The sequence below is a fragment of the Sodalis sp. RH16 genome (genome assembly GCF_047324245.1).
Lineage (GTDB): Bacteria > Pseudomonadota > Gammaproteobacteria > Enterobacterales > Enterobacteriaceae > Acerihabitans > Acerihabitans ligni.
The window spans coordinates 3,821,593-3,833,919 of sequence record NZ_CP178737.1 but is presented as its reverse complement, the minus strand read 5'-3'; the positions used below and the strand labels follow the sequence as shown (position 1 = coordinate 3,833,919).

General features: G+C 58.8%; 9 protein-coding genes. 4 read left to right on the top strand and 5 right to left on the bottom strand.

Annotated features, from left to right (window positions below; genetic code table 11):
• The first annotated feature begins 29 nt into the window (after positions 1–29).
• Positions 30–2,024 (top strand): LTA synthase family protein, encoded by a 1,995-nt coding sequence (locus ACL2XJ_RS17680; RefSeq protein ID WP_413723953.1) that lies wholly within the window; start codon positions 30–32, stop codon positions 2,022–2,024.
• A gap of 10 nt (positions 2,025–2,034) precedes the next feature.
• Here ACL2XJ_RS17680 and ACL2XJ_RS17675 read toward each other — a convergent pair whose 3' ends face one another.
• The 5 genes from ACL2XJ_RS17675 to ACL2XJ_RS17655 all read right to left on the bottom strand — a co-directional run bounded on the left by ACL2XJ_RS17675 (position 2,035) and on the right by ACL2XJ_RS17655 (position 9,328).
• Positions 2,035–3,147 (bottom strand): GGDEF domain-containing protein, encoded by a 1,113-nt coding sequence (locus ACL2XJ_RS17675; RefSeq protein WP_132922324.1) that lies wholly within the window; start codon positions 3,145–3,147, stop codon positions 2,035–2,037.
• Positions 3,148–3,785: 638 nt separating this feature from the next.
• Positions 3,786–5,078, bottom strand: a complete 1,293-nt coding sequence (locus ACL2XJ_RS17670; protein ID WP_413723952.1) for a rhodanese-like domain-containing protein — start codon at positions 5,076–5,078, stop codon at positions 3,786–3,788.
• A 58-nt stretch (positions 5,079–5,136) separates the two neighbouring features.
• Positions 5,137–6,909: a class I adenylate-forming enzyme family protein gene (locus tag ACL2XJ_RS17665; RefSeq protein WP_413723951.1), complete on the bottom strand. Its 1,773-nt coding sequence runs from the start codon at positions 6,907–6,909 to the stop codon at positions 5,137–5,139.
• Positions 6,906–8,360, bottom strand: a complete 1,455-nt coding sequence (gene sauS / locus ACL2XJ_RS17660; protein ID WP_413723950.1) for an acylating sulfoacetaldehyde dehydrogenase — start codon at positions 8,358–8,360, stop codon at positions 6,906–6,908. The genes ACL2XJ_RS17665 and sauS overlap by 4 nt, the downstream gene beginning before the upstream one ends.
• Positions 8,357–9,328 (bottom strand): aliphatic sulfonate ABC transporter substrate-binding protein, encoded by a 972-nt coding sequence (locus tag ACL2XJ_RS17655; RefSeq protein WP_413723949.1) that lies wholly within the window; start codon positions 9,326–9,328, stop codon positions 8,357–8,359. The genes sauS and ACL2XJ_RS17655 overlap by 4 nt, the downstream gene beginning before the upstream one ends.
• Positions 9,329–9,717: 389 nt before the next feature.
• Between ACL2XJ_RS17655 and ACL2XJ_RS17650 the strand changes: the two genes are divergently transcribed.
• The 3 genes from ACL2XJ_RS17650 to ssuB are packed head-to-tail and all read left to right on the top strand — an operon-like array spanning position 9,718 to position 12,277.
• Positions 9,718–10,656, top strand: coding sequence for a sulfonate ABC transporter substrate-binding protein (locus ACL2XJ_RS17650; RefSeq protein WP_132922328.1), 939 nt, complete (start codon positions 9,718–9,720; stop codon positions 10,654–10,656).
• A 38-nt stretch (positions 10,657–10,694) separates the two neighbouring features.
• Positions 10,695–11,486, top strand: a complete 792-nt coding sequence (gene ssuC, locus ACL2XJ_RS17645; RefSeq protein WP_207917805.1) for an aliphatic sulfonate ABC transporter permease SsuC — start codon at positions 10,695–10,697, stop codon at positions 11,484–11,486.
• Positions 11,483–12,277 (top strand): aliphatic sulfonates ABC transporter ATP-binding protein, encoded by a 795-nt coding sequence (gene ssuB / locus ACL2XJ_RS17640; protein ID WP_413723948.1) that lies wholly within the window; start codon positions 11,483–11,485, stop codon positions 12,275–12,277. The genes ssuC and ssuB overlap by 4 nt, the downstream gene beginning before the upstream one ends.
• The last annotated feature ends 50 nt before the right edge of the window (positions 12,278–12,327 follow it).

Sequence of the window (12,327 nt, the reverse complement as noted above, 5' to 3'; positions counted from 1 at the left end):
ATCAATAAGTATTAATAATAGAGAAGTAAATGTATCAACTGAGAATCCGCGCCCTGTTAAGCGCCCTGTGGTGCCAGATTGGCGTACTCACCTTTTTGCTGGCGGGTGCGCGTTATTTTATGTTCCACATTTTTATCGATCCGCGGCAAATCAGCGGACATGCCGCGGCCATTGAACATATGTGGCTGACAGGCATACGTTTTGATCTGCGGGTGACGGCCATTCTGCTCTCTCCGTGCCTGGTGCTGGGTCTGCTGATTGCCGCCCGGGAAAAGGGCTGGCGGTGGCTGGCGCGCTGCGCGCGAATCTATTTAGGCCTGGTGGCGTTCGTGGTCATCATGGTATCCATCGTTAATTATTACTATTACCAGACCTATCATGACTTTATTGATATTTTTGCCTTCGGCCTGGTGGATGACGAATCCAGCGCCGTATTGAAAAGTATCTGGCAGGACTACCCCATCCTCTCGGCGCTGTTTGCGGCCGCGGCGATCACCGCTTTTGATACCGTCCTGACCCGGCATTTTTTAACGCCGCGCCGCCGGCGGGACGCCTCCCGCTGGCCGGTGGGCCTGTTTGCCCTTTATCTGTTCCTGACCTTGCTGCTGTTCGCCGCCATGGCGCGCGGCAGTCTGGCGACGTTCCCGCTGCGCCGCAATGACTCCCAGATCTCCACCATTACCGCCCTGAATAAGATGACACCCAACGGTTTAATCGCCCTGTCCTGGGCCGTGGGGGATCATAACCTGGATGTGAAGTTCACGCCGGTTTCCCGCCGGTCCGGCGCGGTTTTATTACGGCAGTCCGGCTTGAATTCCCTGGATGCCCGTACCCCAGCCAATCCCTGGCTGAGGGATCACAGACCCAATGTGGTAATGGCCCTGATGGAGAGCATGGGCAGTAATATGCTCGTTTTTGACCATATGCCGGACAATGATTTACTCGGCGCGCTGCGCAAGCCCTTCTCCGACGATTTCGTCTTTCGCCGTTTTGTTTCGGAAGGCAACGGCACCGCCCCCTCTTTAGCGGCGCTGTTTTTTCACAGTCCGGTACAGAATATCAGCCACTCTTCGGCCCAGCGGGTACCGTTGGCAGATACGCCGTTCGCCGTTTACAAAAAAGCCGGCTATAACGTGATTTTTATTACCTCGGGCAGTTTGATGTGGCGCAATCTGGGCAATTATCTGCCTTTCCAGGGAGTGGATCGGGTTTTCGGCCAGGAAACCCTGGAATCGCTGTATCCCGAATCCAGGCAAGAGGTCACGGACTGGGGCGTACCGGATGATTATGCCTTCCGCCTGGCGGCCAAATTATTGGCCCAGGCCACGCAGCCGACATTTATCGCTATATTGACCGTGACCAATCATCCGCCGTATATCGTTCCCCCGCACTATCATCCCAAGCCGGTGTACGCATCGGCCCAAATGATGGCCCATGCCGAAGTTCCCCGGCAGGCGCAGGAAAATATTCTGCGGGCCTATCAGTACGGCACCGACTCACTGGGCGAGTTTATCGCGACGATAAAAGACTCCCCCCTCGGGGATAATACCCTCATTGCCGCCGCCGGCGATCATCAAATGCGGCGGCTGAAAGCGTTTAATCCGCGGGAACAGTTCCTGGATCGCGCCGTGCCGTTTTATCTCTACATACCCAAAATCATCCTGGACAACAGCCCCTGGCGCTACGACCCGTCCCGCATCGGTTCCCACAAAGACATTATGCCGACCCTCTATGCCTATTCCCTGTCGGACACCCCTTACCAGGCGCTGGGGGGCAGGAATATGCTGGCGCCGGTGGACGACGGCAGCCGGGCCTTCGGTTATAACGTTGACCTGTGGGTTGACGATCGGGGCGTCTATCCCCTCACCGGACGGCCGGCGTTTTATCCCTGGACCCCGGACGGCGGCCTGACGTTACAGCCCGCCGCCGGGTCGGTGGATACATCGCGGATGCAGCGTTTTACCGCCTATCCCGCGCTGCTCCGCTGGCAGCTGAATGCCAGGATAAAAGGATTTTCCGGCTGAACCGGCTTCGTTAATCCTCCCAGAACTGGACAGTGTTAAAACGATGGGCGCCATTGGCCATCACCACGGTATTTTTACCCCGCCGCTTGGCCTGATATAGGGCGATATCGGCCTGATGGATGCAGGTCATCAGGTCATCGCCGGCATGATACATACCGACCCCGATAGAGACGGTGAGCTTGAACGGCTGCGGCGAATTGGCCAGAAACAGCGTATTGGCGACGGCCGCGCGAATTCGCTGGCAAACCTGATACACCGTCAACGGATCCGCATTGCGGACAAATATGAGGAATTCCTCGCCGCCATAGCGGCCGATAAAATCCCTGCTGCGGGTGGTACTGCGGAAAATTTCGGCTGTTTCAAACAGCAACCGATCGCCAATCAGGTGGCCGTAGCGATCGTTCACCTGTTTAAAATCGTCCAGATCGATAAGCCCGACGCCGAATGACTGGGTTTCAGACGACAGCTTGATAATTTCCTGGTCGATTCTCTTACGGTTATTGAGGCTGGTGACGCTGTCTATCATGGCAAAGTCTTTCATGGAAATACTGGCTTCCACATACTCTTTTTTTACCACCAGGGCGAAATAGGTGATGAAAAAGCACAGGCACTCCATTAACGGATAGACCATCTGCGGATAGACCAGGCGGATATTGGTGTAAAATCGCGTGGGATCAAGCAGGAGCATTGAACCTAACCGACAGGCAAGAATAACAAATACAATGGCCAAGGCGATGATGATGGGTCTTTTACGCCATATTTTACCGGCAAAAAGGATAAGGAACACCAGCCCGATGGCAAACTTATCGGATAACGCGACGCCGTGGCTTGCCAAGGTAATGATCAAGGCGATGAGCCCGCTGAGCCAGCCGCCGAGAATCGTGGTGAGAATAACGGGCAGCGCGGCGAATCCCCCCAGCGCCGTCTGGGGCAAGATAGCGTTCCCAAGCAAAAAGCAAAGGGAAATGCCGCCCCCCGCCAAACCGAAAAAAACGCGTTTTTGACAAGAGGAATCACAAGAAAAAGCTTTATGCTGGCTGAGAAAAAAATAGGCTAAAGATAACGTGGCATAAATAATACAGGCGGTAACATAGACAGAAACACCCAGTGTCAAAATTCCCATTCCTGCGCACCTTAATTAAATAATAACAATTCAGCAATATTCTATTATCGATTTTGATCGGTTATTATTTAATACTCACCTGCCATGAATAACATTTTAATAAGGTTGATTCTCATTAAGCACATGCTGGAGGTAGGGGAAAAGTGATATATATTTTTATGAAGTAAACACTACAGATATTGATTAAGCTAATCGTTTATTTCACTTATAAAAGCCCAACTGATTGATAAAATCTATCAGTTTTAACCTAACTATGGTTCTAAACGATCATAAAAGACAATGGGCGGCTTTTTAACCGGTTTTGTCAGCCATTTTGTCCCTAAATAGCATTAAATGCGTATTTATCACAAATAAATCGGACAATAAAATGGGTCAATTTTTTGTGAAAATCTTTATAGCCGATGAGGGAAAAAGCGATAATTCGAGAGAAGGGTCAGAGAATTTTCATTGCTGGTTTCCTTTATTCAGCAGAAATACGAGACCGCCGATCCGTTTTAGCTAAAATAACATCATTCCAATAGAGTATGGATTAAATGATTTAACCATTTGGCAGCGATTTTTCTTTCCAGATGAATATCCTTATTTATCCGGAAAGATAATATCGCCCACTAAAAGAAATAAGCAAAATTTTATTCTTTTTATTTCAGCACAAAAAATCCATGGCTACCGTCCCGCTCCAGCTGCGCCACCAGTCCCAGTTCCCAGGTGATATAGTCCTGCATGGCCCGGGGGGAATTACCGGTGCCCTCATAGGGACGGCGATAGCGCCGGGGCAAAGGACGCTGCGATTGGAATGCCGCGTCGTCCGGCGACGGTTCCGCCACCGGCGCGGCCCAGGAGCCGGACACGGCAACAACGGCGTGCTCTTTGTCAAGCACCCAAACCTGCCAACCCATTTGCGCCAGCCAGGAGGCGGTCATATCGGCACGCGTCCCGCCCTCGCCGTCCGTCAGGACAATACGCGCCCCGCGTACGCTGGCGTAGTGATCGGTCTCCTGCACCAGCTGTCCGCCGGGGACCGGACGGGCCGCCGGGAAATGACCGGCGGCATACTCTTCCGGCTGCCTGACGTCAAAGACATAGGTGGTGCGATCCGGCTCTGTCAGCCAGCGCTGCAGTTCGCCGGCGTCCAGGCGTTTCACGCCGGCCCGATCCGCCACCTCCCTTGCGGCGACGGCCGCCGCCCGGCGCGCCGTTTCGCTCGCGGCGGGGTAGCGGCGCCGCTGCGAGCGCTCCAGCGGCAGCCCGGCCAGCATCCAGCCGATGGTGCCGTTGCGCAATGCCGCCACCGGGTTGGGAATACCGGCGTTAATCAGCGACTGGGCGCCGATAATACCGCGGGTACGTCCGGCGCAGTTGACGATAATGCGGGTGGCGGGCGACGGCACCAGATCCCGGACCCGCAATACCAGCTCCGCCCCCGGTACGCTGATGCCGCCGGGGATGTTCATGGTCTGGTATTCATCAAAACGCCGGACGTCCAGCACCGCTATATCCCCGGCGGCGTCCAGCAGCCGCTTTAGCTCTTCCGCCGCCAAAAACGGCGTCTGGCGGCAGTGGGCCACCAGTTCGCCAAACGCTTTGCTGGGCGAATTGACGTCGATAAACAGTTCGCCGCCCGCCGCCGTCCAGCCGGCCAGTCCGTCCGCCAGCAAAGCCACATCCCGGTAACCCAGCGCCAGCAGCCGGCGCGCGGCGATAGCCGCCAGCCCCTCGCCGTTATCATACAGGGTCACGGGGACGGTGCGCCGGGGAATCCGCGCCAGGACCTCATCCTCCAGCCGTGACAAGGGGATATTGGCGGCAAACAAGGGATGCCCTTCGGCGTAAGACGCTTCCTCGCGTACGTCCACCAGCGCCACTTCATGCCGGTTCAGCAAGGCCAGGCGGATATCGTCCGCCTGCCGGCGGGGGAAAAACGAGTCGGTCATAGGCTATACTCCCAAATCAGTCCCAAATCAGATCAATACCAGTAGCGACCGGGCTCCGTCAGCCCTCGGCGAACCTGGCGCAGAGCGCTAATCGCTGCACTTTGCCCGAACCGCCCCGGGGCAATGCCGTAACGAGATAAAAACGCACCGGCGCTTTGAAACTCCCCAGCCGCTCCAGGCACCATGCCCGCAACGCGGCCTCATCCAAAGCCATACCGGTCTGCAATACCAGCGCCGCGGCGATATTTTGGCCGTAATCGGCATCGGGTATCGCAAAAGCAGCCGCTTCACGCAGACCGGGGAAATCCGCCAGCGCCTCGTCGATTTCCCGCGGAGCGATATTTTCTCCGCCCTTGATGATGATCTCTTTCATCCGCCCGGTAATAAAATAGAATCCGCGCTCGTCGCGATAGCCCAGATCGCCGGTATGCAGCCAGCCGCCGGCATCAATGGCCGCCGCGGTTTGTGCGCTGTCCAGATGATAGCCGGCCATGATGTTGGGGCCCCGCAGGATAATTTCGCCACCGCAATTATCCGCCAGCCGCTCTCCGCCGGCACCGGCAATGGCGGTCTCGATGCCGCAGGGCAAGCCGACGCTGCCATAGACCCGGCCGGTATGGGGATTGCAGAACGCCAGCGACCCCGACTCCGTCATACCCATGCCTTCGATGACCGCTATGCCGAAGCGCTGCTCGAATTGCCGGTGCCGGGCGGGCGGCAGCGGCGCGGAGGCGGATCGGGCGAATTTGACCCAGGGATAGCGGGCGTCGCCGTCGGAAGCGTCGTGCAAAAGAAAGGCTATCATGGTGGGCACCAGGTTGAGCCAGGTGCAGCGATAACGTTCCACCATGCCCCACCAGCGGGAGACGGAAAAACGCCGCGGCGCCACCAGACTGCCGCCGCTGACAAAGGGAACCAGCGTCCCGATGACCTGGCCGTTGATGTGATAAAGGGGCAACGCGCACAGCAGGCGATCCTGCGGCGTAAGCCGATGCCAGCGAGCAATGCGTTCCGCCGCGGCCAGCATATTGCCGTGGGTCATGACGACCCCTTTGGGCAGGCCGGTGGTGCCCGAGGTATAAATCAGCAGTGCCGGACTTCGGGCGGACAGCGGCTGCCCGCAGGCGGCCGGTTCGTCGGCGGGGTGCGGTGTGTAGATAGCCGCTTCGTCCGTCGCGGACGGTATAGGTATGAACGGGTTATCCCCCGTCCGGGACGGAAAATCCTCCGGCTTAGGACTATCCGCGCCGCCCGTCGGCAAATCCCGTTTGCGGATCGCCATCAAGGGACGTCCCGCCGGCGGCAGGCTGTCCAGCACCCCCCGCAGGCGGGGAGCGTACTCCCGGCTGGTGATGACGGTTTTAGCGCCGCAATGGGTGATAATCCACGCCAGTGCCGTGTCGGCAGCCAGCAAGCTCAGGGGCACCGGCACGTAGCCCGTCAGCATGCATGACAGGCAAAGCGCCACGGTGTCAAAGCCGCCGGGCAGCAGCAGAGCGATATGATCACCGGGCCTATGGCCGGCGGCCAGTAACCACTGGCCCTGGCGCCGGGCGGCCAGGGCCAGCTGGGCGAAGGTGAGGGTGCGCCCGGTCTCCGGACAAATCAGGAAAACCCGATCGGCGCCCTCGCGCAGATGCCGGGCCAGCACCGCCGGCAGCGAGTCGGCGGCGTCTACCGCTGCTTGGGCGCCTGTATCGTCCGGCGCTGCGTACTCCGCCTGGGCGCCGGTGTCGTCCCGCGCTGCTCCCTTTGCTTGGGCGCCGGTGTCGTCCGGCGCTGCGTACTCCGCCTGGGTGCCGTTCAGCGTTGCTTCGCCGCTGCCCTTCACGATCCCTTCCTGCGCAGATAATCGCCGAACAGCATATCCAGCGAGGGAATATCTTCCTCTATAGGGCGCGAGATACGGACCTTATTATAAAAATGCCGGTAATTCAGATTGTCGGAGAAATGATTTTTACCCCAGGTGCCGCAGCCCAGGGTCAGGGTAAAGGGCAATCCGTTATCAAAATTGCCGCCGGCGGCAAAACTGTGGGCTTGATTGACGATAACGCGGCTCACCGGCAGGGTGAGTCCCGCCGTCAGCGCCTCCGCCGGATCGGTGCCGTGCAGGCCGACGGAGTGCCCGGCCCCTTGCCAGGCATAAAGCGCCCTGACCCGGTCGCATGCCTGATGAAAATCATCCGCCCGGTAGGCGGTTAAAACCGGCGAGAGCTTTTCACCGGAAAAGGGAAAGCGTTCGCCCACCCCCTCTTCCTCGACGATGAAAAAACGGGCGCTTTGGCAGGCCGCTCGCGATAATCCGGCCGCTTCAGCCAGGAACTGCGCGGAATGGCCCACCCGATCCCGCGCCAGCTTGCCGCCGCCGTCTGGCCAAAGGACGCGCTGCAGCCGGGCTTTTTCCTCCGCCGTCAATACCACGCCGCCCTGCTCCACCAGAGCGTCCAGCATCGGCCGGTAGCGGCCGGACGGGATGATAACGCTGTTTTCCGCGGAACAGCTGGTGGCGTTATCAAAGGTTTTCGAATCCGCTATCTTGCGGGCGGCCGCGGTTAAATCCGCCGATTCGCTGATAATGGCGGCTACGTTGCCGACGCCGACGCCGAAGGTGGGCGTACCGCTCTGCGTCGCGGCCCGGACATTGGCCTGGGAACCGGTAACGATAACCAGATCCGCCGCACCCATCAGTAACTGCGTTTGCTCGCGGCGGACAGGGGCAGGCAGCATTTGCACCAGGTCGCGGGGAACCCGCAGGACATCCAGCTCGGGATAGATCAACTCCAGCAACCGGGCGCAGCTGGCCGCCCCTTTCGGCGATGGCGCCACGATAACGGCGTTGCGGCATTTGACGGCGTTGATGATGTTATTGATGACCGTAGCCACCGGGTTGGTGGAGGGCGTCACGGCGGCCACCACCCCCACCGGCCGCGCAATGTCGACGATCCCGCGCCGCGGATCCCCACCTATTACGCCGACGGTTTTTTTACCGTGCAGATCCCGCAGCAGACCCAGCGTCTTGCGATGATTTTTGCTGACCTTATCCTCGACATTGCCCAGGCCGGTATCCTCTACCGCCAGGGTCGCCAAGGCCCGATTATTCGCGGGATTGATCACCGCCCAGCCCAGGGCGCTCACCACCAAATCGATTTGCTCCTGGCTGTAACCGTCTATCTGCCGCTGCGCCTCCCGCGCCCGCGCCACCAGGGCGTGAACAAGCCGGGCCGGCGCCGTTTCCTCCCCGTCCGGTGCGAGGGGGGCCGGCGAAGGCGTCGCCGGACTCATTTCGCGGCGGCCGGCTGCCAGACCGGCACCGCCTGGGCATTAATATGTTTAGGCAATAATCCCGCGGCAAAAAACGCGTCGGCGATGCGCTGCTGCTCGCCGAGGCTCTCAAGGGTCACCGGCTTGACCTGATAGGTGCGATGGGCATTGGCCTGTTCCACGGTGGCTACATCCAGATTGCCCCACAATGGTCCCAGCAATTTCGCCGCGTCGGTGGGATGGGACTTGACCCAGGCGCCGGTTTGTTCCAGCTGCCGGTAAATCAGATCCAGGATTTCGGGATGCTGCCGCGCAAAGGAAGCGGACGCTAGATAATAGCGCTGATAGCTGGCCAGTCCCTGCCCCGGCGCCAGAACGCGGGCATGCTGCCGGCGCTCGGCGGCGGCGACAAAGGGTTCCCAGGTTACCCAGGCGTCCACCTGGCCGGTTTCAAACGCCGCCAGGCCGTCCGCCGGGGTCAGGTAAGCCGGGGTGATATCATGGAACGTCAGGTGGGCTTTCGTCAGGGCAACGATGAGCAGGTAATGACTACCCGCCGCTTTGGTTACCGCGATGCGTTTGCCTTTCAAATCCTCCAGGGTTTTCAGCGGTGAATTTTGCGGCACCAGGATTGCCTGGGCATCCGGCGAGGGCTCTTCGCGGGCAAAATAAGTCAAATCGGCGCCGGCCGCCTGGGCAAAGACCGGCACGGTATCCGCCACATCGGCGGAGACATCCACATTACCGATATTCAGGGCCTCCAGCAGCGGCAGTCCGCTGGAAAACTCATACCAGCTGACCTTTATTCCCCGGGGAGCCAGCTCTTTTTCCAGCGTGCCCTGCAATTTTACCAGGGTCAGCAAGGTGGAGGATTTTTGATAACCGATACGCAGAGCGGTTTCCGCCCGTGCATTGAATTGAATTAATAAAGCCAATAAAGGAACGGCGATAAAAATAAGACGGCGCATGGTAAACGAAAAGCGAGACATAACGGTATCCGACAAGAATAGGTAATAGTAAGCTCCAAGACTTGCCTGGCACTGTCAAAGTATATAATCAGCTTTAGATAGTCTATTTTATCCCTTAATCCCAGGTCCGGTCGCCGGCCTTGCCGGCAGGCTTTCGTCATGGGGAAAAACGCTCCCCGCCGCCGAAAATCCGGCCTTTCATCAACACAAAAGTCCTTTAAGATAAACATCCATATAACAACATTTCTTTATTGGAATATTTTCATACCGGTTATTAACAGCGGTTCGGCATTTATTAATGTGATTTTTCTTTTAGCAAAATAATATCTATTCAAAGCTGAAAATAACATTTACCGAACAATTTCCCGCGCTGTTAGGATTTTCTTTTCAGTAATTGAAGATGGAAAGAAATGATGAATCTGCGCGGCGGTATTGCATTATTGCTTTCATTGGCCGTTTCGGCCGGTGCCTGCGCCGCCGATACCCTGCGTATCGGCTATCAGAAATCCGGCACCACCCTGGTATTGCTGAAGGGGGAAGGAACGCTGGAAAAAAGCCTGGCCTCGCAGGGCGTGAAGGTGAAATGGACGGAGTTTCCCGGCGGCCCGCAATTGCTGGAAGGATTGAACGTCGGCTCCATCGATTTTGGTTTCACCGGCGAAACGCCGCCGGTATTCGCGCAGGCCGCCGGGGCCAATCTGGTATATATCGCCAATGAACCGGCCTCGCCGACCGCGGAAGCCATTTTGGTGCCGAAAGAGTCCGCCCTGCGCAAGGTGGGGGATTTGAAAGGTAAAAAAGTCGCGCTGAATAAAGGCTCGAACGTGCATTACCTGCTGGTGCGGGCGCTGCAGGAAGCCGGCCTGAGCTACGGCGATATTACCCCGGTCTATCTCTCCCCCGCCGACGCGCGCGCGGCCTTTATCCAGGGCAGCGTGGATGCCTGGGTGATTTGGGATCCGTTCGCCGCCGCCGCCGAGCAACAGCTGCAGGCGCGTACCCTGCGAAACGGCCAGGGCATCGTGAATAACTATCAGTTCTACCTCGCCACCCGGGATTTCGCCACGGCCCATCCCCGGGTGATTACCGAGCTTGTCGGGCAAATCCGGCTGGTGGATAAAAAGGCCGCCGAAGACCCCGCGGCGGTGACCCGCCAGGTGGCGCCCCTGCTGGGGCTGCCGGAGGACATCACCCGCATCGCGGTGGAGCGGCAGCATTATCAGGCGGCATTTATCACCCCGGAGGTGACCGCCGGCCAGCAGCGTATTGCGGATACGTTCACCCGGTTGAAATTGATTCCGCAAAGCCTGAATGTCTCACAGGCCGTCTGGACGCCGCCGGCACAGTAGCGGCGGACCATCCGATGCGCACTTTACAGGAGCACGGGATGAAACGCATTTCCCTCGAGCTTTCCGAACGTCTGGCGCCCTGGCTGTTGCCGGTGCTGTTGATGGCATCCTGGCAGTTGGCGGTGAGCGCCGGCTGGCTGTCCAGCCGGATCCTGCCGGCGCCGAGCGCGGTTATCACCGCGGCCTGGCGGTTAATCTACAGCGGCGAGCTATGGCAGCATCTGGCCATCAGCAGCTGGCGCGCCGCGGTGGGATTCGCCATCGGCGGCTCCATCGGACTGCTGCTGGGCTTTATCACCGGCCTGTCCCGCTGGGGGGCGCTGCTGCTGGACAGCACGGTTCAGATGATCCGCAACGTACCGCATCTGGCGCTGATACCGCTGGTGATTTTGTGGTTTGGCATTGATGAATCGGCAAAGATTTTCCTGGTGGCCCTCGGCACGCTGTTCCCCATTTACCTCAATACCTACCACGGCGTGCGCAACGTGGACGCCGGCCTGGTGGAAATGGCCCGAAATTACGGGCTGTCGGGATTTTCGCTGTTTTATCAGGTTATTTTGCCCGGGGCCCTCCCTTCCATACTCGTGGGAGTCCGTTTCGCGCTGGGATTCATGTGGCTGACGCTGATTGTGGCGGAAACCATCTCCGCCAATTCGGGCATCGGCTATCTGGCCATGAATGCCCGTGAATTTCTGCAAACCGACGTGGTGGTAGTGGCCATTATTTTATACGCCATCCTCGGCAAGGCGGCGGACAGCGCCGCCCGGGCGCTGGAGCGCGTCTGGCTGCGCTGGCATCCGGCTTACCAGAAGACGAGGGCAACGGCATGAGCGTCAATGTCTACCCGGTTAACCGCGGCATCCCCCTGGCATTGCGCCAATTGGAGAAGTCTTTCCATGGCCACCGGGTGCTGGGGAATGTGGATCTCTCCATCCCCGCCGGACAGTGCGTGGCCATCGTCGGGCGCAGCGGCTGCGGCAAAAGCACTCTGTTGCGCCTGCTGGCCGGTCTTGACAGGCCGGACCGCGGCTCTCTCTCGTCCGGCAATACCCCTCTGCGCGCCAGACAAAACGATATACGGCTGATGTTCCAGGACGACAGGCTACTACCCTGGAAAAAGGTGGTGGATAACGTGGGCCTCGGCCTGGGCAAGGACGCACGCGAGCGCGCCCTGGCCGCTCTTGACACCGTCGGATTGGCCGGGCGGGCCGGCGACTGGCCTTCCACCCTGTCCGGCGGGCAGAAGCAGCGGGTGGCGCTGGCGCGGGCGTTGATTCACCGTCCGCGCCTGCTGCTGCTGGATGAACCCCTGGGGGCGCTTGATGCGTTAACCCGTATCGAGATGCAGCGCCTGATTGAGACCCTGTGGCAAGAACAGGGTTTTACCCTGTTGCTGGTGACCCACGATGTGCATGAAGCGGTGACCCTGGCGGATCGGGTCATCCTGCTGGAGCAGGGGCATATCGGCCTGGATATCGCCATCGATTTGCCGCGTCCCCGCAGCCACGGGCAGGCCCGGCAGGCGGCATTGGAAAGTGAAATCCTGGAACGCATCTTTTCCAGCGGCGTCCAGGGCGCGCAAGGCGACGGCACGCTGCGCTCCGGGAGTTCCAATCAATAGACCCGTCATCTTTCAAGCTGCAAGCAACGTTACTGCAACGCGGATTATCT

What these genes read in the sequence shown, in the direction of transcription:
- ACL2XJ_RS17680 (WP_413723953.1), top strand. Translation starts at nt 30, where the DNA reads ATGTATCAACTGAGAATCCGCGCCCTGTTAAGCGCCCTGTGGTGCCAG.
- ACL2XJ_RS17675 (WP_132922324.1), bottom strand. Translation starts at nt 3,147, where the DNA reads ATGGGAATTTTGACACTGGGTGTTTCTGTCTATGTTACCGCCTGTATT.
- ACL2XJ_RS17670 (WP_413723952.1), bottom strand. Translation starts at nt 5,078, where the DNA reads ATGACCGACTCGTTTTTCCCCCGCCGGCAGGCGGACGATATCCGCCTG.
- sauS (WP_413723950.1), bottom strand. Translation starts at nt 8,360, where the DNA reads ATGAGTCCGGCGACGCCTTCGCCGGCCCCCCTCGCACCGGACGGGGAG.
- ACL2XJ_RS17655 (WP_413723949.1), bottom strand. Translation starts at nt 9,328, where the DNA reads ATGTCTCGCTTTTCGTTTACCATGCGCCGTCTTATTTTTATCGCCGTT.
- ACL2XJ_RS17650 (WP_132922328.1), top strand. Translation starts at nt 9,718, where the DNA reads ATGATGAATCTGCGCGGCGGTATTGCATTATTGCTTTCATTGGCCGTT.
- ssuC (WP_207917805.1), top strand. Translation starts at nt 10,695, where the DNA reads ATGAAACGCATTTCCCTCGAGCTTTCCGAACGTCTGGCGCCCTGGCTG.
- ssuB (WP_413723948.1), top strand. Translation starts at nt 11,483, where the DNA reads ATGAGCGTCAATGTCTACCCGGTTAACCGCGGCATCCCCCTGGCATTG.